This window comes from Neisseria sp. P0021.S005, assembly GCF_051956955.1.
In genome coordinates this window covers 1-18586 of record NZ_JBQCWY010000005.1, presented here as the reverse complement: position 1 = coordinate 18586, position 18586 = coordinate 1, and the positions used below count along the sequence as shown (strand labels likewise).

Annotated in this window: 16 protein-coding genes, 1 pseudogene and 1 riboswitch; of the genes and pseudogenes, 7 read left to right on the top strand and 10 right to left on the bottom strand. The window is 52.0% G+C overall.

The genetic code is table 11. From position 1 onward, the window contains the following. Positions 1-14 precede the first annotated feature (14 nt). Entirely contained in the window at positions 15-1115 is a 1101-nt protein-coding gene (gene gcvT, locus ACTHUE_RS01070; protein ID WP_004519543.1) for a glycine cleavage system aminomethyltransferase GcvT, read from the bottom strand. A 210-nt stretch (positions 1116-1325) separates the two neighbouring features. Continuing rightward, positions 1326-1423, bottom strand: a riboswitch (glycine riboswitch). A gap of 206 nt (positions 1424-1629) precedes the next feature. On the opposite strand from gcvT, the gene ubiB reads away from it, so the two are divergent. Continuing rightward, positions 1630-3141 (top strand): ubiquinone biosynthesis regulatory protein kinase UbiB, encoded by a 1512-nt coding sequence (gene ubiB / locus ACTHUE_RS01065; protein ID WP_049336409.1) that lies wholly within the window; start codon positions 1630-1632, stop codon positions 3139-3141. A gap of 75 nt (positions 3142-3216) precedes the next feature. On the opposite strand, the gene ACTHUE_RS01060 is transcribed toward ubiB, so the two are convergent. From ACTHUE_RS01060 to ACTHUE_RS01035, 6 genes are all read right to left on the bottom strand, one after another. After that, positions 3217-4587: a chloride channel protein gene (locus ACTHUE_RS01060; RefSeq protein WP_004519541.1), complete on the bottom strand. Its 1371-nt coding sequence runs from the start codon at positions 4585-4587 to the stop codon at positions 3217-3219. 77 nt (positions 4588-4664) lie between these two features. After that, the gene (gene argJ, locus ACTHUE_RS01055; RefSeq protein ID WP_004519540.1) at positions 4665-5885 is read right to left on the bottom strand and encodes a bifunctional glutamate N-acetyltransferase/amino-acid acetyltransferase ArgJ; all 1221 of its coding nucleotides are present in this window, start codon (positions 5883-5885) and stop codon (positions 4665-4667) included. A 42-nt stretch (positions 5886-5927) separates the two neighbouring features. Then, positions 5928-6626 (bottom strand): LrgB family protein, encoded by a 699-nt coding sequence (locus ACTHUE_RS01050; protein ID WP_440361218.1) that lies wholly within the window; start codon positions 6624-6626, stop codon positions 5928-5930. Beyond that, positions 6626-6970 carry a CidA/LrgA family protein gene (locus ACTHUE_RS01045; RefSeq protein ID WP_049328555.1) on the bottom strand — a complete coding sequence of 115 codons (345 nt, stop codon included), beginning with the start codon at positions 6968-6970 and terminating at the stop codon, positions 6626-6628. Before ACTHUE_RS01045 ends, ACTHUE_RS01050 begins: the two co-directional genes overlap by 1 nt. A gap of 186 nt (positions 6971-7156) precedes the next feature. Further along, positions 7157-7903, bottom strand: coding sequence for a HesA/MoeB/ThiF family protein (locus ACTHUE_RS01040; protein ID WP_440361219.1), 747 nt, complete (start codon positions 7901-7903; stop codon positions 7157-7159). A gap of 49 nt (positions 7904-7952) precedes the next feature. Beyond that, positions 7953-8417 (bottom strand): cyclic pyranopterin monophosphate synthase MoaC, encoded by a 465-nt coding sequence (locus ACTHUE_RS01035; protein WP_004519536.1) that lies wholly within the window; start codon positions 8415-8417, stop codon positions 7953-7955. A gap of 187 nt (positions 8418-8604) precedes the next feature. Between ACTHUE_RS01035 and ppc the strand changes: the two genes are divergently transcribed. The 4 genes from ppc to tyrS all read left to right on the top strand — a co-directional run bounded on the left by ppc (position 8605) and on the right by tyrS (position 14636). Continuing rightward, positions 8605-11307, top strand: coding sequence for a phosphoenolpyruvate carboxylase (gene ppc, locus ACTHUE_RS01030; RefSeq protein ID WP_440361203.1), 2703 nt, complete (start codon positions 8605-8607; stop codon positions 11305-11307). A gap of 141 nt (positions 11308-11448) precedes the next feature. Further along, entirely contained in the window at positions 11449-12540 is a 1092-nt protein-coding gene (gene ychF / locus ACTHUE_RS01025; RefSeq protein ID WP_049330669.1) for a redox-regulated ATPase YchF, read from the top strand. An 88-nt stretch (positions 12541-12628) separates the two neighbouring features. Then, entirely contained in the window at positions 12629-13246 is a 618-nt protein-coding gene (locus tag ACTHUE_RS01020) for a hypothetical protein (protein WP_004519533.1), read from the top strand. A 91-nt stretch (positions 13247-13337) separates the two neighbouring features. Continuing rightward, on the top strand, positions 13338-14636 hold the full coding sequence (gene tyrS, locus ACTHUE_RS01015) for a tyrosine--tRNA ligase (protein ID WP_049336393.1): 1299 nt from the start codon (positions 13338-13340) through the stop codon (positions 14634-14636). 176 nt (positions 14637-14812) lie between these two features. Here the strand turns inward: tyrS and hslO are convergent, their stop codons facing one another. Continuing rightward, positions 14813-15709 carry an Hsp33 family molecular chaperone HslO gene (gene hslO, locus ACTHUE_RS01010; protein WP_049336392.1) on the bottom strand — a complete coding sequence of 299 codons (897 nt, stop codon included), beginning with the start codon at positions 15707-15709 and terminating at the stop codon, positions 14813-14815. A gap of 260 nt (positions 15710-15969) precedes the next feature. Here hslO and ACTHUE_RS01005 point away from each other — a divergent pair, with 260 nt between their 5' ends. Continuing rightward, positions 15970-16599: a C40 family peptidase gene (locus ACTHUE_RS01005; RefSeq protein WP_049343546.1), complete on the top strand. Its 630-nt coding sequence runs from the start codon at positions 15970-15972 to the stop codon at positions 16597-16599. 8 nt (positions 16600-16607) lie between these two features. Further along, positions 16608-16829: a hypothetical protein gene (locus tag ACTHUE_RS01000; RefSeq protein ID WP_004519529.1), complete on the top strand. Its 222-nt coding sequence runs from the start codon at positions 16608-16610 to the stop codon at positions 16827-16829. Positions 16830-16910: 81 nt separating this feature from the next. Here ACTHUE_RS01000 and ACTHUE_RS00995 read toward each other — a convergent pair whose 3' ends face one another. Next, positions 16911-18311, bottom strand: a complete 1401-nt coding sequence (locus ACTHUE_RS00995) for an L-serine ammonia-lyase (RefSeq protein ID WP_004520399.1) — start codon at positions 18309-18311, stop codon at positions 16911-16913. 35 nt (positions 18312-18346) lie between these two features. Next, a pseudogene (locus tag ACTHUE_RS00990) lies at positions 18347-18586 on the bottom strand (glycosyltransferase family 2 protein); the annotation flags it as partial.

The window sequence follows — 18586 nt, the reverse complement described above, 5'->3', positions numbered from 1 at the left end:
CGTCTGAACCGATATTAATCAAACTGTTTTTGACCATTACGCACAAACGGCAGCTTCAATACGCGTACATCCACTTCTTTGCCGCGCATCAGTACTTTGGCAGTATCGCCGTCAAAGTCTTTCGGTACGCGCGCGATGGCGATGGATTGCTTCAGGCTTGGCGAGAATACGCCGCTGGTGGTTTCGCCTTTGCCTTTGTCGGTCAACACTTCCATATGCGCGCGCAGGATGCCGCCTTTTTCGAGCAACAGGCCGACCTGTTTCACGGTAACGCCTTTTTCTTTCAATGCCAGCAAGGCGGCTTTACCGACGAAGTCGCGGCTTTCGTCTTTTAAGTCAACGGTCCAACCCATGCCTGCTTCGAGCGGGCTGGTATTGTCGTCCATATCGTTGCCGTAGAGGTTCATACCGGCTTCCATGCGCAGGGTGTCGCGTGCGCCGAGGCCGCAAGGCTGTACGCCTGCTGCTTGCAGGGCTTTGAAGAATGCGACGGCTTCAGTGCCGGGCAGGATGACTTCGACGCCGTCTTCGCCGGTATAGCCGGTGCGGGCGACAAACCAGTCATTGCCCAAGTCTGCACCTTGGAACGGTTTGAGGCCGTGAATAACGTCTGCCCATTCAGGTTTGACGGTCAGGAGTTTTTCGATGGCTTTCGGGCCTTGTACGGCGAGCATGCCGAGGTCGTAGCGAGGATTGAAGGCAACGCCGAACTCTTGTCCGACTTTGTGGAATTGCGCCGTGTCTTTTTCACGGGTCGCGCCGTTGGACACGATGCGGTATTGTGTTTCGGCTTCGTTGGTGCGGTAAACGATCAAGTCGTCAATCACGCCGCCGTTGTCGTTGAGCAAAGCGGAATAAAGGGCTTTGCCGACAAAAGCGAGTTTGGCGACATCGTTGGCAATCAATTTGCGGAAAAAGGCTTTGGCATTTGCGCCTGCTACGTCGGTAACGAGCATATGGGATACGTCAAACATACCGGCGTCGGTGCGCACGGCTTCGTGTTCGGCGATTTGTGAACCATAATGGATGGGCAGCTCCCAGCCGGCAAAATCTACCAGCTTCGCGCCTGCATCTTGATGGGCTTGATGAAATGGGGTGGTTTTCAGAGCAGTCATTCTCAAGTTTCTCCGGATTTTTTGTTCAGATGCCGCCCGCGCACCTATGCGCGGATGACCCTATCTGTCCTTGAACCTGAGATTTTCGGCCGTATCCGCATGATGGCAAACCAGTCTGCTCACTGCTTTGCGCGGTTGTCTGAATGGTGGTTCAGACGGCCTTCTCCCCTTCGGTGGACGTTATTCAAACGCCGCTCTCCAGATTGTTTGTTTCAATGTGCAGTCCCTGATACCTGAGCGATTTAAGGGTGTCTGCGCCTTCGGTGGTTACATTGTAGTTGGGTGTAACACTCTCCTGCACATTTCCCGATTATGTCTTGAATCGGCAGTTTGGGCAAGTAGCCGACGAATATTTATGATGTGAATATCCGTCTTTTTATTGGGGAGGCAAAACTTGAGCCTTTATAAAATTGTTAGCTATGCGGCAAATGTTTTTGCAAAAGTCTCAGGCCGTCTGAAGCCCTTACCCGTTTTTCCTATATAATTCTGTTTTTTCGATTTATCTGCGTCCATCATGAACCGCCTCAAACGCATCAAAACCATCCTCTGCACGCTCTACCGCTACCGCCTTACCGAGCTGATTGCCTCGCTGGTCCGTCCGGGTTGGGCGCGGACTTTCCTCAATATGCTGCCGCAGTCGTCCAAGTTCAAACACGAAATGCCTGCCGTGCGCCTGCGTTTGGCGTTGGAAAGCCTGGGGCCGATTTTCATCAAATTCGGGCAGGTATTGTCCACGCGTCCCGATTTGATTCCGCACGATTACGCGGTCGAACTGGCAAGGCTGCAAGACAAAGTGCCGCCGTTTGACGCGCAACTTTCACGCTCGCAAATCGAAAAATCACTGGGACAATCCATCGACACTTTATACGCGGAATTTGAAACAGAGCCTGTCGCCAGCGCGTCCATCGCCCAAGTACACAAAGCCCACCTGCATTCGGGCGAACAGGTCGCCGTGAAAGTCTTGCGCCCCAACCTTTTGCCCGTTATCGAACAGGATTTGTCGCTGATGCGCTTTGGTGCAGGCTGGGTGGAGCGTTTGTTTTCAGACGGCAAGCGTTTGAAGCCGCGCGAAGTAGTGGCCGAATTTGACAAATACCTGCACGACGAATTGGACTTGATGCGCGAAGCCGCCAATGCCAGCCAGCTCGGTCGCAATTTCCAAAACAGCGATATGCTGATTGTGCCGAAGGTGTTTTACGACTACTGCACCAGCGACGTGCTGACCATCGAATGGATGGACGGCACTCCGGTATCCGATATTGCCAAACTCAAAGCCGACGGCATTGATTTGCACAAACTTGCCGATTACGGCGTGGAAATCTTCTTCACGCAAGTTTTCCGCGACGGCTTTTTCCATGCGGATATGCACCCCGGCAATATTTTGGTCGCCGCCGACAACCGCTACATTGCCCTCGATTTCGGCATCGTCGGCACGCTGACCGACTACGACAAACGCTATCTCGCCATCAACTTCCTCGCATTCTTCAACCGCGATTACCACCGCGTCGCTACCGCCCACATCGAATCGGGCTGGGTGCCTGCCGACACGCGCGCGGAAGAATTGGAAGCGGCTGTCCGCGCCGTGTGCGAACCGGTGTTCAACAAACCGATTTCGCAAATTTCCTTCGGCTTGGTACTGATGCGCCTGTTTGAAGTCAGCCGTCGCTTCAATGTCGAAATCCAACCGCAGCTGGTATTGCTGCAAAAAACGCTGCTCAACATCGAAGGCTTAGGCCGCCAACTCGATCCCGATTTGGACTTGTGGAAAACCGCCAAACCGTTTTTGGTGCGTTGGATGAACGAACAGGTCGGCCCCAAAGCCCTTTGGCGCAACCTCAAAAACGAAGCTCCCGACTGGGCGCAAATCATCCCTTCCCTGCCGCGCAAAATCAGTGCGTTGGTTGATGAAAACCGCCAACAGGAAATGCGCGATGCCTATGTGCATCTGGTCAAAGTACAGCAACGCCAAAGCCTGTGGTTGGCTGTGATTGCGGTTGTTTTGCTACTGATTTTGCTGTTTAAGTAAACCGTAATACAGCTTTAAACGGCATATAAAAGGCCGTCTGAAATTTAGTTTTCAGACGGCCTTTTATATGCCTATCTATTCTTTTTTCTCATGCGGAACATGTCCGCTTTCGGCTTCGATATGCCGTCTGAAGCGCAGACCTGCGGCGTGATAAAACGGATGCGGCGAGAATTGGCGCGAGACTTGCGAAGCGAAGATGCAAGTCAGCAACATCCAAAACAACAAATTCTGTCCGCCCGTCATTTCCATTACCACTACGGCAGCGGTCAACGGCGATTGGGTTGCGGCGGCAAGGAACGCGGCCATGCAGAGCAAAACCGCGACATTGGACGCGTCGCCCAGTTGCGCGAAAGAAGCCATGTGTTCGCCTATCATCGCACCAATGGTTAAAGACGGCGTGAAGATACCGCCGGGAATGCCTGCCCAGTAGCTGAACACGGTCGCCGCCCATTTTGCGGCAGCCAAGCCGAACGGCGCTTCATATGCGCCTTTAAGAGCGGCTGCGGCTTCGTGATAACCCGTACCATAGGTTTTACCTTGATAAAACGTACCGAGCAACGCCAACAAGATACCCATTACAAAAGCGACCACCAACAAATGACGGCGGATGAAACTGCGCCAGCGTACCGGTGCGAATGCCGCCGCGCCGCGATACAAAAAGCTGCCGAACAATCCGCCAGCCACGCCGCAGACGATGCCCGACACCGCGGCCCACATCAGCATGTTTGGCAGCTCATGCCCTTGAAACCCTGAAAAATACGGGTTGTTGCCCTGTATCGCCACTTGAATGAAACCGGCTGCCAACACGCCCATCAGGATTTGGCGTTCCCAACGCAAAATCACGCCGCGCCCCAATTCTTCGATGGCAAACACCACGCCGGCCAAAGGTGCGTTAAACGCCGCTGCCAAACCGCCGGCCGCACCTGCGGCAATCAAATCGTTTTCCTGCATGCCCCTAAACGCCAGCCCGTGCTTTTTACACCAGGCGCCCCAAGCGTTCATGACCGCCGCACCCACTTGTACAGACGGCCCTTCCCTGCCGATCGATGCCCCCAAAATCATGCCCAAAAACGTCAGCGGAATTTTAAAAAAGGTTTCGCCCAGACGAATCAGACGGGTTTTCTGCGCGCCATACGGCAAAGACAACGAAGCGATGACTTGCGGAATACCGCTGCCGGAAGTGTACGGCGCAAATTTGCGCGTAAACCACGCCAAAAGCGGCAAACCCAGCGGCAAGGCCACCCACGCAAACCATGGATATTTTCCCACCAACAAAGCGTTCCATTCCAAAGCCAAATCCGCCAAGTACGCAAACATCAAAGCCGTCAGGGCAACCAGTGCCGATCCTGCCAGCAAAAACAGAAAGGCAATGCTCTTTTTCGACAGGCGTTTGGTTTGGCGGATTTTGTGGGCGAGGCGCGCCGCCCAAGTCTGTGGAAATTTCATAATAGGCACGCAGTCAATGTGTTCAGACGGCCTTGATACTTTTCTCAAAGGCCGTCTGAAAACAAGGATAAAGGTTTTTAAGAACGGTAATCCGCGTTAATCGACACATACTCGTGCGACAAATCGCAGGTATAGACGGCCGCCGTCGTATCGCCGCGTTGCAAATCGATGCGGACGGTAATTTCCGGACGATTCATCACGGCTTGTCCTGCTTCTTCGGTATAGCTTTCCGCACGGCCGCCGTTTTCAGCCACCAACACGTCATCCAGCCACATTTTCAAAGCATCGACGTCCAAGTCTTCAATACCGGCATAGCCGACGGCTGCCAACAGACGGCCCAAATTCGGGTCGGAGGCAAAGAAAGCAGTTTTTACCAAAGGCGAATGGGCGACGGCATAAGCCACTTTGCGCGCCTCTTCGCGGGTTTTCGCGTTTTGTACTTCAACCGTGATGAACTTGGTCGCGCCCTCGCCATCACGGACAATCGCCTGCGCCAATTCCAAAGCCAGCGAACCGAGCAATGCTTTGAGCTGCGCATAGCGCGGATCGGCGGTATTGTCGATTTCGCTCTGACCGCAACGGCCTGTCGCCATAATCACGAAGCTGTCGTTGGTGCTGGTGTCGCCGTCCACGGTAATCGTATTGAAACTTTCGTCTGCGATTTCTTGGGTCATCAGCTGCAAAATCGGTTGGGACACTTTGGCATCAGTGGCGATAAACGACAACATGGTCGCCATATTCGGATGAATCATGCCCGAGCCTTTGGAGATGCCGGTGGCGCGGACTGTGTGTTTTTCGCCGACCAAGCCTGTGCGTGAAGCGGCTTTCGGCACAGTATCCGTCGTCATGATGGCACGCGCCGCGTCCGACCAGAATGCAGGGCGCACTTGCGGCAAAGCGGCCACGATTTTATCCACAGGCAGCGGCTCCAAAATCACGCCGGTCGAAAACGGCATAATCTGATTGGATTGGCAGCCGACCTGCTCTGCCACCGCCGCGCACACTTTAATCGCGTCCAGACGGCCTTGTGCGCCGGTACCCGCATTGGCATTGCCCGTATTGATGACTAAGGCACACACGCCGTCTTGGTCAAACAGATGCGACTTGGCGATATGCACCGGTGCGGCGCAGAACCGGTTTTGCGTAAACACCGCGCCCACCGTATGTCCGCCGCCCAATACCATCAGCGTCAAATCGTCGCGGTCTTGTTGCTTGATGCCCGCGCGACCTGTAAACAGACGGATGCCGTCGATTTCCAACAATTCGTCTGCACGTTTTTCAGTCAAATTTACAGCCATATCATTTTCTCCTGTTTACACTATTTTCAGACGGCCTAAACGCTATACACCCAATAAGGGAATCAAGATAGGCACCAATATCGCCGTCAACACGCCGTTGAGTGTCAAGCCCAAGCCGGCATATGCGGCCATACGGCGGCCGTATTCCAAAGACGCCGCAATACCCATCGCATGTGAGGCCGTACCCAAAGACATTCCCACTGAAGAAGGCATATACAACGTCCCTTTCAACACTTTATATCCGGCCATTTGTCCAAAAAGCCCAGCAATAATCACCGTTGCCGCCGTAATCGCCGGAATACCGCCGACCGATGCCGTGATTTCAATCGCAATCGGGTTGGTTACCGATTTGGAAGCCAACGACAAAACCACTTCGCGCGACGCGCCCAGCCATTTGGCGAAATACACGCCCGTAACAATGCCTGTCACGCTGCCCGCCAACTGCGACAATACCACCGGCAACCACTGGCTGCGGATACGGTCCCAATTTCGATAAAGCGGCACGGCCAGTAACACGACTGCCGGTTTCAACCAAAAATCAATAAAGTGCGAAGCAGAATGGTACAGCTCGTAATCGATGGCAAATACTTTCAAATACCCCATCAACACCAGCGTACTAATCAATACCGGATTACACAGCACATTCCCCGTGCGCGCCCGAATCTGCACTGCCAAAGCATATACGGCCAAAGTCAGGAACAGCATGACCGAGGGCATGCGCAACAGCCCGTCTATATTCATCACATCCGCCTCCTGACCCACTCATGCACTTTGCCGGTCACCAACAATACGCAGATCGTACTGCCGATTGTGGCCGTCAAAATTGAAAACCAGTCGTTTGCAATCACGTCCAAATAGCTGATGACGGCCACGCAAGGCGGCACCAAAAACAAAGTCAGGTTTGCCATCAAAATATCTGCCAGCTCTCCCACCCAAGACAATTTGACCCAGCCGGCCTGAAGCGCGGCAAACAGCAAAGCCATGCCGACAATACTGCCCGGCAGTTTCAACCCCAAAATCCAAACGGTTGCCTCGCCCAAAGCCAAGCAACCCAATACCACCAATAAGGCACGAATAATATTCATTAAGCCGGTTTCTCCTTATCCTTTTTCAGACGGCCTCAAAAAATTTATTAATCATTGAATCATATCGTGCCACAGGCCGTCTGAAAAGGGAAGAAACGCCTTCCTTCAAGTTTAATGAAAGATAAGCATGATTGCTCCGGCAGATTGGCTTAGGCAATATTGAAACCCCTACCCTACTTTTTGTCTTTAACGGCCGCCGCAAACCGGGCATTCGGGATTGTGTCTCACCCCGTATTGCTGCCATTTTCCGCTCAACGCGTTGTAGGTAGAAAGTTTGCCGTGCGACGGCGTACCGATACCGATCAGCACTTTGAGCGCTTCGACGGCTTGGGTCGTTCCGATAACGCCGACGAATGGCGAAAAAACGCCAAACAATGCACAAGCACCGTCGCTGGCTTGTTCGCCGTCAAACAGGCAGGCATAGCAAGGCGTATCGGGAAGATCGGGACGGTACACAGCAATTTGTCCGTCAAAGCCGACGGCCGCGGCGGAAACCAAAGGCGTGCGCGTGGCAACGGCGGCGCGGTTGACCGCTTGGCGCGTGGGATAATTGTCGGAACAATCGAGGATGATGTCGGCTGCGTTTGCCAATTCGACAAGCTTGGCCTCATCGAGAAATTCGACAATGGCTGTAATGTGTGTTTGGCTGTTGATCTGTTTCAGACGGCCTTGTATGACCAAAGCCTTGTTTTTACCGATGTCGGCTTCGGTAAACGTGATTTGGCGTTGAAGGTTGGTCTCGTCGATGGTATCGGCATCGGCAATCGTCAGGCTGCCGATACCGGCGGCGGCAAGATACGGCAAGGCCGCCGCACCCAACCCACCGCAACCGATAACAAGCACATGGGCGGCCAAGAGTTTTTCTTGGCCTTCGATACCGATTTCGTCAAGCAGAATATGGCGGCTGAACCGCAGGAGTTGTTGATCGTTCATCATAATAATAAGGCCGTCTGAAATCCAACGTTCAGACGGCCTGAATGGTTTAGAAATTAATATTTTCGTATGCGTTGTCAAACAGGAAAGGACGGCCTTCACTGCTGGTTTCGGATTCCAGGCGGATTCCGCTGAGCATCATATTGCGGTCAACGTCTTTCATCATGTCGTAAACGCTCAAGAGCGCCAAATTGAGGCCGGTCAGGGCTTCGGTGGCAATGCTGCCGTTGCTGTTCGCTTGGACGGTTAGCGTGGCCTTCAGGCAGGCCAGCTCAACGTTAATATCGAAATCAACCTGCACGCCGATGATGCGTCCGGGCAGGTGCAGCGGAATCAGGTTGGCGGTCTGTTTGATGCTCTGAATGGCGGCAACGCGGGCGATGGTCAGGATACTTGCCTTTTCGGTGGCATTCTCTATCAACACCCGTATCGCCTGCTGGCTCATGTTGACGGTGCCGACGGCGACGGCGGTGTGTTGTTCAGGAAAATCGGGCTGGTTGGGAAATTCAATCATGGGTTTCTCGCCTCTGTTTTGATGGGCAATATTTTACGGCATTTTACAGACAGCGACCACGCAGCGGATACGGACGGCTGTTTTCCGGTTTGAAATGTATCGGACGGCAGCATTGGCAGTTTACAAAAATTTGCTATACAATGGATTCACGATACACCCAAATTAACATTTAAATAAGAGAAAAATCATGCAACTGCATATCTTAAATAATCCAAAAGATGCCGCTCTGGCGGCGGATGCGGAATTTTTAAAACAGTCTCTTTTCAATCTGCTGCATGAGGAAGCGTCGCCTTTGGTGGTCGAAACCGTTAAGTTATTATCGACTTCAGACGACAGCGCTGCCCTGATTGAGAAGGTGTTGCCGCAATTGGACGAACAACAAACCCACGATTTAACCTTGGCCTGCGGCCTGTTCGCACAGATTTTGAACATCGCCGAAGACGTGCACCACGAACGCCGCCGCCAAATCCACGAAGAGGCCGGACACAACAGTGCCGAAGGCAGCCTGACGGAAACCGTGCGTAAACTCAAAGCCGGAAAAGTCAACGGCAAAGCGTTGCAACAACAACTGGACAATACAGTCGTTACCGCCGTTTTAACCGCGCACCCGACCGAAGTGCAACGCCAAACCGTCTTGAGCTTCAACCGCCGCATCCGCGCGCTGCTGCCGCAACGCGAACGCTGCACTAATCCTGATGCGCTGGCTCAGTTGCGCCGCGAAATCGACACCGTGCTTTTGGGCTTGTGGCAGACCAGCGAAACGCGCCGCCACAAACTTAGCGTCAACGACGAGATCAACAACGGTGTATCCATCTTCCCGATGAGCTTCTTTGAAGCCCTGCCCAAGCTCTACCGCACGATGGAACGCGATTTTCAGACGGCCTATCCCGGCGTCCGCGTTCCGAACATCCTCAAAATCGGCGGCTGGATAGGCGGCGACCGTGACGGCAACCCGTTCGTCTCTGCCGAAACCTTGCGTTTTGCGTTCAGACGGCATGCCGACGCAGTGTTCCGTTTTTATCGCGGCGAACTCGACAAACTTTACCGCGAATTGCCGCTCTCCATCCGCCGCGTCAAAGTCAACGACGACGTGATGGCACTGGCCGCCCTCTCGCCTGACGAAGAAATCGCCCGCACCGAAGAACCCTACCGCCGCGCCATCGCCTACATCATGGCACGCGCCATGGGCAAGGCACGCTCACTCGGTTTGGGCATGGGCTGCAAATTCGGCTTCCTCGAGCCTTATGCCACGGTCGAAGAGTTCCTCAACGACCTGAAAAAACTGCAACGCTCGCTCCACGAAAACGGCAGCCAACTGCTGGCAGAAGGCCGTCTGTCCGACATTATCCGCAGCGTGTCCGTGTTCGGCTTCCACATGATGCCGCTCGACCTGCGCCAACACGCAGGCAAACACGCCGATGTGGTTGCCGAGCTTTTCCAACACGCAGGCTTGGAAGACTACAACAGCCTGAACGAAGAGCAAAAACAAGCCGCCCTGTTGCGCGAATTGAGCCATCAACGTCCGCTGTACAGCCCGTTCATCACATACAGCGACCATACCCGCCACGAACTGGCGATTTTCAACGAAGCGCGCAAAATTAAAGACGAATTTGGCGAAGATGCCGTCACACAAAGCATTATTTCCAACTGCGAACAACCCAGCGACCTGCTCGCCTTGGCATTGCTGCTGAAAGAAAGCGGCCTGTTGGTGGTGGAAAACGGCAAACCGCACAGCCGCATCAATATCGTGCCTCTATTTGAAACCATCGAAGCGCTCGAAAACGCCTGTCCGGTCATGGAAACCATGTTCCGCCTCGACTGGTATGATGCCCTGCTCGAAAGCCGCGGCAACATTCAAGAAATCATGCTCGGCTACTCCGACTCCAACAAAGACGGCGGCTACGTTACCAGCTCATGGTGTCTGTATCAGGCAGAGTTGGGCTTGGTCGAACTCTTCAAAAAATACGATGTCCGCATGCGCCTGTTCCACGGCCGCGGTGGCAGCGTAGGTCGCGGCGGCGGCCCTTCTTACCAAGCCATTTTGGCGCAACCTGCAGGCAGTGTTGCCGGACAAATCCGCATTACCGAGCAAGGCGAAGTCATTACCGCCAAATACGCCGATCCGGGCAATGCTCAACGTAACTTGGAAACCTTGGTTGCCGCGACTTTGGAAGCCAGCATCCTGCCGGATAAAAAAGACCCTGATGCCAAACTGATGCAGGATTTGTCGGACGTATCGTTCAAATACTACCGCGAACTGATTACCCACCCCGACTTCATCGACTACTTCCTGCAAACCAGCCCGATTCAGGAAATCGCCACTCTCAACCTCGGCAGCCGTCCCGCCAGCCGCAAAACCTTGGCGCGGATTCAGGACTTGCGCGCGATTCCGTGGGTATTCTCATGGATGCAAAACCGCCTCATGCTGCCGGCTTGGTACGGTTTCGGCAGCGCAGTGGAAACCTTGTGCGAAGGCAAACCCGAAACCCTCACTGCCCTGCGCGAACACGCCCAAAGCAATCCGTTCTTCCAAGCCATGCTCTCCAATATGGAGCAAGTAATGGCAAAAACCGACATCACCTTGGCGGAAAACTATGCCGGCTTAAGCGAATCACCCGATAAAGCAAAAGTCATCTTCGGCATGATCAAGGAAGAATACCAACGCAGCCGCAAAGCACTGCTCGACTTGCTGCAAACCGAAGAGCTCCTACGCGACAACCGCAGCCTCGCCCGTTCGCTTGCCTTGAGGATTCCATACCTGAACGCCCTCAACGGCCTGCAAGTCGCCATGCTCAAACGCCTGCGCAGAGAGCCCGACAATCCGCACGCCCTGCTGATGGTTCACTTGACCATCAACGGCGTAGCGCAAGGTTTGCGAAATACCGGTTAAGGCAGCACGGAAAAAAGGCCGTCTGAAACAATTTTCAGACGGCCTTTTTATGATGAATATACACCAGCATTGCGGCTGTTTTGAGTACCTTCACAATATGCTATAATCCGCCGTTAAACTTTTATCTTTTCAGGAAAAACCATGAGCTTGAAATGCGGCATCGTCGGTTTGCCCAACGTCGGCAAATCCACCCTCTTTAACGCGCTGACCCAATCGGGTATCGAAGCGGCAAACTATCCTTTCTGTACCATCGAACCCAACGTCGGCATCGTTGAAGTCCCCGATCCGCGTATGGCCGAATTGGCAAAAATCGTCAATCCGCAAAAAATGCAGCCTGCCATCGTCGAATTTGTCGATATCGCCGGTTTGGTTGCAGGTGCGAGCAAAGGTGAAGGTTTGGGAAACCAGTTCCTTGCCAACATCCGCGAGACTGACGCGATTGTTAACGTCGTACGTTGCTTTGACGACGACAACATCGTTCACGTTGCAGGCAAAGTCGATCCGATCGCCGACATCGAAACCATCGGCACCGAGTTGGCACTGGCCGACTTGGCCAGTGTCGAAAAAGCCATCGTCCGCGAAGAAAAACGCGCACGCTCAGGCGACAAAGACGCGCAAAAACTGGTCGATCTGTGCAAAAAACTGCTGCCGCATTTGGACGAAGGCAAGCCTGTACGCTCCTTCGGTTTGGACGCAGAAGAACTCGCCATGCTCAAGCCGCTGTTCTTGCTGACTGCCAAACCCGCCATGTACGTCGGCAACGTTTCCGAAGACGGTTTTGAAAACAACCCGCACCTCGACCGCCTGAAAGAATTGGCTGCAAAAGAAAACGCGCCGGTTGTGGCAGTATGCGCTGCAATGGAAAGCGAAATCGCTGAATTGGAAGACGACGAAAAAGCCGAATTCCTCGCTGAAATGGGCTTGGAAGAACCGGGCCTGAACCGCCTGATTCGTGCCGGCTACGACCTCTTGGGCCTGCAAACCTACTTCACCGCCGGTGTCAAAGAAGTCCGCGCTTGGACCATCCACAAAGGCGACACTGCGCCACAAGCCGCCGGCGTAATTCACACCGACTTTGAACGCGGCTTCATCCGTGCCCAAGTTATCTCCTACGAAGACTTCATCGCTTTAGGCGGCGAAGCCAAAGCCAAAGAAGCAGGCAAAATGCGTGTGGAAGGCAAAGAATACGTCGTACAAGACGGCGATGTGATGCACTTCTTGTTTAACGTGTAAGTAAGGTCGTCTGAAAGCATAAAGAATGCAAATCAAATTTGGTAGGCTAAGCTTTTCTTAGCCTACCTTCCTTCAAAGTTTAGGGAAAATGTCTAATATCAATCTTATAGATATTGTAAAAAATATATTTTATTTTATTGGTTCGTCAGCAGGATTATTTGCGGTTCTTCGCCCAGTATTTGAAAGCAAACTTCAACAAGATATTCAAAATGCTAGGAAAATAATTGAACGAATTGGAGAAAATAGGATTTTATACTTAGATTCAAGTATTTATTCCCATCGTTGTGTTTCTAGTGAATTTTTTGTAGATATAGATATTTTAAGTAATGATATTAGCGAGAAAAAACAATGCACACGCTTTTCCAGTCATATTTCATGCTATTTCGATACCGAACTAAAAGAAATTATAAATGAATATATCAACCTAAGAAGCTACATACAAGTTCCGGAATGGGAGCCTAGATACAATGACGATAATGGAAAATCAGCGTGGTATTTCAATAAGAAAGCTGAAAGTTTTTATCCATCAGGAGAGCATTTTCCCGCTAACTATCCGAAACATTTAGAAGAAGCTGCTAAAATAGCTGACAAAATAAAAATAAGATTTTTAAGATTCCAAGCATTAACTGAGCTTCATTACATAGAAACAATTTTTCACAAATGGACCGTAGCTAAATTATATAAAAAACATAACTTGACCGTATAAATAATGTTCAAAAGATCAAAAATTTAGAAATAATTAAATTCATGAAATTGCTAAATCAATATCTAGCCTATTTTAATCAACGGAAGTTTCAATGAAATCAGTTATCCAAGACCTACAATCGCGTGGCTTAATCGCCCAAACTACCGACATCGAAGCCTTAGACGCTTTGTTGAACGAACAAAAAATTTCCCTCTATTGCGGTTTTGACCCGACAGCAGACAGCCTGCACATCGGCCACTTGCTGCCTGTATTGGCATTGCGCCGTTTCCAACAAGCCGGCCATACGCCGATTGCTTTGGTGGGCGGCGCGACCGGCATGATTGGCGACCCAAGCTTTAAAGCCGCCGAACGCAGCTTGAATTCTGCCGAAACCGTTGCCGGTTGGGTTGAAAGCATCCGCAACCAACTGACCCCTTTCTTAAGCTTTGATGGCGACAATGCGGCCATTATGGCCAATAATGCCGACTGGTTCGGCAGCATGAACTGCCTCGACTTCCTGCGCGACATCGGCAAGCATTTCTCCGTCAACGCCATGCTGAACAAGGAATCTGTCAAACAGCGTATCGAGCGCGACGATGTGGGTATTTCCTTCACCGAATTCGCCTATTCCCTGCTGCAAGGCTACGACTTTGCCGAATTGAACAAACGCCACGGCGCGGTTTTGGAAATCGGCGGTTCCGACCAATGGGGCAACATCACTGCCGGTATCGACTTGACCCGCCGTCTGCACCAAAAACAAGTATTCGGCCTGACCCTGCCTTTGGTAACCAAATCAGATGGCACCAAATTCGGCAAAACCGAAGGTGGCGCAGTATGGTTGAACGCGAAGAAAACTTCTCCGTATCAGTTCTACCAATTCTGGCTGAAAGTGGCCGATGCCGATGTGTATAAATTCCTGAAATACTTTACCTTCCTGTCTATCGAAGAAATCGACGCCATCGAAGCCAAAGACAAAGCCAGCGGCACCAAACCTGAAGCGCAACGCATTCTTGCAGAGGAAATGACCCGCTTGATTCACGGCGAAGAAGCCCTTGCCGCCGCCCAACGCATTTCTGAAAGCCTGTTTGCCGAAGACCAAAGCCATCTCACCGAAAGCGACTTCGAGCAGCTGGCACTCGACGGCCTGCCGACTTTTGAAGTTTCCGAGAGCCTCAACGTGGTGGAAACTTTGGTGAAAACCGGTTTGGCGTCTTCCAACAAAGAAGCGCGCGGCTTTGTCAACAGCAAAGCGGTTTTGCTCAACGGCAAACCTGCCGAAGCCAACAATCCGAACCATGCCGCTGAAAAACCTGACGATGCCTATATACTGACCGACGAACACAAACGTTTCGGCAAATACACCATCGTCCGCCGCGGCAAACGCAACCACGCTTTATTGGTTTGGAAATAATCTTTAAACATTAAACGCATCGTTTAAAACAATCATGCCGTCTGAAATCAGCCCTCGCTTTTTTTCAGACGGCATTTTATATTGATGATATTCAGTTTTCCCAAAAAGAAAGGGCAGGTTTTACACCTGCCCTCCTATTAAATAATCTAATTTTTTAAGCAACTTTTATCGCGCGATTACTGCAAACGCTCATTCTCTTGACGGACGGCATTCACCACGTCCGCACCAAACAAAGCGTTGACATCGGTTTCATCAAACACATATTTGCTATGGCAGAAATCGCAGTCAATTTGAATGCTGCCTTGCTCCGCCACCACGCCGCCGACTTCCTGACCGCCAAGCATCAACAGCATATCGCTGACTTTGCCGCGGGAACAGGTGCAGGCAAATTCAATGGCTTCCGGTTCAAAAACGCGGGGCGGGGTTTCATGGTAAAGGCGGTAAAGGGCGTGATGAGCGTCCAAACCGGTCAATTCTTGCGGAGTAAGCGTTTGCGCAAGCGTGGTCACATGTTCCCACGCGGCATCATCCAATTCTTCTTCCGGCAGACGTTGCAGCAATAATGCGCCTGCGGCGTGGTCATCGGCGGCAAGCGTAATATAAGTATCGAGCTGCTCGGAACGTTTCATATAGTTGACCAGCATTTGCGCAATGCTGTCGCCTTCCAGTGGGACAACACCTTGCCAAGGGTCGGCATCTTTAGGCTGATGGGTTAAAACGAACACGCTGTTTTCGCCCAACAGCGCAGTCAGGCTTTCGTCATCACGGATTTCAGCGGTTTCGTCCCAACGGGCAGTAGCGCGGACAGTATTTTCAGAAGTCGCTTCCACCACCAACATTTTCAGACGGCCCTGACCTTGAACCTGAACAATCAGCGTGCCTTCGTTTTTAAGGTTGGCAGACAATAAAGATCCGGCGGCCAGCAACTCGCCCAAAGCGCGGCGGATGGCGACAGGATAATGTTTTTGGTTGACGATGTGTTGCCAAACCTTTTCAAGGCGGATGTGCATACCGCGGATGGGCATATCGTCAAAGATAAAGCGTGTACGGATATCGCTGTGATTTTGTGTCATGTCAGTCTCTGAAAATAAATCAATGAATGCCGCTTATATGGTTGCAGCGGCGGATAAATCAAGCGAAACCGCGCCCGATGTTTTTCTAGTTCGTTTGGAAACAAGGGTTTAACGCAAAATAACAGCAGTTTTTTTGCCAAAAAGACAGTTTTTTAATACAATCAAGCAGATAACAAGAGAATGATACGGGATAACATCTCAGAAACCGGCAATGTGCCTGCAATCGGCAGGGAATGCCTTCTGAAACGGAAGTTTGTACAATGAATTTTTTACTCCGGCTCGCAGCAGTTTGGACTTCGGTCGCCATGCTCGCGAGCGTCAATTTTTCTTACGCTGATGATTTGGAAAACCTGATTACCACCCGTCAGCGTGTTTTAAACCAGTTCAACGACAATGCCAATGTTTACGGCAATACGCGTCAGGCAACCCCTGTCCATCCCACCAATACCTATTCTGCCGCAAGCAACAATACGCGCGCACCTTCGGGCAACGCAGATGAGTTAATCGGCAGCGCCATGGGCTTGCTCGGCGTGGCCTACCGCTACGGCGGCACATCGGCTTCCACCGGCTTTGACTGCAGCGGCTTTATGCAACACATCTTTAAACGCGCCATGGGCCTGAACCTGCCGCGCACTTCTGCCGAACAAGCGCAAATGGGCGTTGCCGTGAGCCGTTCCGAATTACAGCCGGGCGACATGGTCTTTTTCCGCACCATGGGTCGCGGCCGTATTTCCCACGTCGGCCTCTACATCGGCAACAACAATTTCATTCACGCACCGAGGACGGGCAAACGTATCGAAATTACCAGCCTCGGCCACAAATATTGGAGCGCGAAATACGCCTTCGGCCGCCGTGTAAAGAAAAACGACCCTTCCCGTTTCTTAAACTGAGGTGAGCTATGGCAATGCCGCAAATGCCCAAATGGTATGACGACGACGGTCAGATTGTTTCCTGCACCGAAAAAGTCAAAGTCATGACCGAAAACTTGAACGAACTGTACCAAATAGCGCAGGACGCCTTTGAAGACGCCCTGCTGATGGGTTGCTCCGAAAAACAGTTGCGCGAATACTTCCGCGACTTAATGGCCGGGCTGGAAAACCCTTATCAAAAAAACGGTTAGTTATTCAATCCATACAAAAAAAGGCCGTCTGAAAGTTTCTCAGACGGCCTTTTTTTATCGGGCATATCCCCTACCCTATTGCTAACATTCCACCACGCGCACGGATACAGGTATGGCTTTTTTCTGCAAGGTAATGGCCAAGCCTGCGAGCGAGGTTTCTTTATAGGTTGCCTTCATATCGCGGCCGGTTTGCAACATGGTTTGAATCACTTCATCAAGTGAGACTTTTTTGTCTATGCCATCTTCCAAAAGCGCGAGGGTGGCGAGCTTGAGGGCTTTTTCGGCGGCGATGCCGTTGCGCTCGATACAGGGGATTTGCACCAAGCCGCCGACAGGGTCGCAGGTCAAGCCCAAGTGGTGTTCCATCGCCATTTCGGCGGCGTTTTCCACTTGTTTCGGGGTACCGCCGATAACTTCGGCGTATGCACCTGCTGCCATAGAACATGCCACGCCGACTTCGCCTTGGCAACCAACGTCCGCACCGGAAATCGACGCATTGGTTTTGTACAAAATACCGATGGCGCCGGCAGTCAGCAGGAAGTCCTCTACACGCGATTGGTTGGCGTGCGGATTAAATTTGCGGAAATAGTGTAAGACGGCAGGAATAATGCCTGCCGCGCCGTTGGTCGGTGCGGTTACGACGCGGCCGCCAGCGGCGTTTTCTTCATTGACCGCCATGGCGTACACCATCGGCCAAAGTTGGGTATTGACGATTTCGCTCTCGCGTAGGACTTTGAGTTTAGCTGCCAACTGCGGCGCGCGGCGGCGCACATTCAAGCCGCCCGGCAATTGCCCTTCCGCACCCAAGCCGCGCTTGATGCAGTTTTCCATCACATCGGCCACGGCAGCCACACGGCGGCGCACTTCCACTTCATCGCAACCTGCCAACGCTGCTTCATTGGCCAACACGACTTCGGAAATATTCAACTGGTTCAGACGGCATTGTGCCAGCAACTCATCACAGTTTTTGTATGGATACGGCACATCGGCATTTTCCTGCGCCTCTTGTGCAAACCCTTCGTCTGTAACGACAAAACCGCCGCCGACCGAATAATAGATCTGCTCTTTCAGCTTCAGGCCGTCTGAATGGTAGGCGATAAAGTTCAAACCGTTCGGATGTTTGGGCAACACTTTGTCGCCGCGGATATCCAAATCTTTTTCAGGATTGAAGGCCATTTCACGGCCGTTGAGTTTTAAAACGTGCTGCGTGCGGATACGTTCCAAGCGTTGAGGGATGTCCGCAAGCGGGATATCGTGCGGCAGGCTGCCTTCCAAACCGAGCAATAATGCGTCGAATGTGCCGTGTCCGATACCGGTCAAAGCAAGTGAACCGTACACTTCAATGACAATGCGCGCCACTTGTGTATCCAAGTTTTCGGCATTCAGCAAATCAGCAAAAGCGGCCGCGGCCTTCATCGGGCCGACGGTGTGCGAGCTGGACGGGCCGATGCCGATTTTGAAAATATCAAAGATGCTGATCATAATTTTCCTATTATTGTGTGTGCGGGCTGTGTTTTTCAGACGGCCTTAAGGCCTAAAGAGGAATCTTGTGCGCCGCTTGCCAATGCAAGTACCAAATGTCCGACAGTCATCAAAGGATCACCTGCTTCCGGCGAGGTGTATTTCAGCATCAGCGGTTTTTTACGCAAGGGTTCGTAATGGCTGACTTTACAATGCGGGTCTTCCAAACTTGTAGAACCGGCGCGGTATCTGTATGCCAACAGCCGTAAATCGTTCAAGTCCATCTTCATGCCGTT

Bases quoted from the DNA above. Each gene is read 5' to 3' on its own strand.
- gcvT (WP_004519543.1), bottom strand. From the start codon at position 1,115: ATGACTGCTCTGAAAACCACCCCATTTCATCAAGCCCATCAAGATGCA.
- ubiB (WP_049336409.1), top strand. From the start codon at position 1,630: ATGAACCGCCTCAAACGCATCAAAACCATCCTCTGCACGCTCTACCGC.
- ACTHUE_RS01060 (WP_004519541.1), bottom strand. From the start codon at position 4,587: ATGAAATTTCCACAGACTTGGGCGGCGCGCCTCGCCCACAAAATCCGC.
- argJ (WP_004519540.1), bottom strand. From the start codon at position 5,885: ATGGCTGTAAATTTGACTGAAAAACGTGCAGACGAATTGTTGGAAATC.
- ACTHUE_RS01050 (WP_440361218.1), bottom strand. From the start codon at position 6,626: ATGAATATAGACGGGCTGTTGCGCATGCCCTCGGTCATGCTGTTCCTG.
- ACTHUE_RS01045 (WP_049328555.1), bottom strand. From the start codon at position 6,970: ATGAATATTATTCGTGCCTTATTGGTGGTATTGGGTTGCTTGGCTTTG.
- ACTHUE_RS01040 (WP_440361219.1), bottom strand. From the start codon at position 7,903: ATGAACGATCAACAACTCCTGCGGTTCAGCCGCCATATTCTGCTTGAC.
- ACTHUE_RS01035 (WP_004519536.1), bottom strand. From the start codon at position 8,417: ATGATTGAATTTCCCAACCAGCCCGATTTTCCTGAACAACACACCGCC.
- ppc (WP_440361203.1), top strand. From the start codon at position 8,605: ATGCAACTGCATATCTTAAATAATCCAAAAGATGCCGCTCTGGCGGCG.
- ychF (WP_049330669.1), top strand. From the start codon at position 11,449: ATGAGCTTGAAATGCGGCATCGTCGGTTTGCCCAACGTCGGCAAATCC.
- ACTHUE_RS01020 (WP_004519533.1), top strand. From the start codon at position 12,629: ATGTCTAATATCAATCTTATAGATATTGTAAAAAATATATTTTATTTT.
- tyrS (WP_049336393.1), top strand. From the start codon at position 13,338: ATGAAATCAGTTATCCAAGACCTACAATCGCGTGGCTTAATCGCCCAA.
- hslO (WP_049336392.1), bottom strand. From the start codon at position 15,709: ATGACACAAAATCACAGCGATATCCGTACACGCTTTATCTTTGACGAT.
- ACTHUE_RS01005 (WP_049343546.1), top strand. From the start codon at position 15,970: ATGAATTTTTTACTCCGGCTCGCAGCAGTTTGGACTTCGGTCGCCATG.
- ACTHUE_RS01000 (WP_004519529.1), top strand. From the start codon at position 16,608: ATGGCAATGCCGCAAATGCCCAAATGGTATGACGACGACGGTCAGATT.
- ACTHUE_RS00995 (WP_004520399.1), bottom strand. From the start codon at position 18,311: ATGATCAGCATCTTTGATATTTTCAAAATCGGCATCGGCCCGTCCAGC.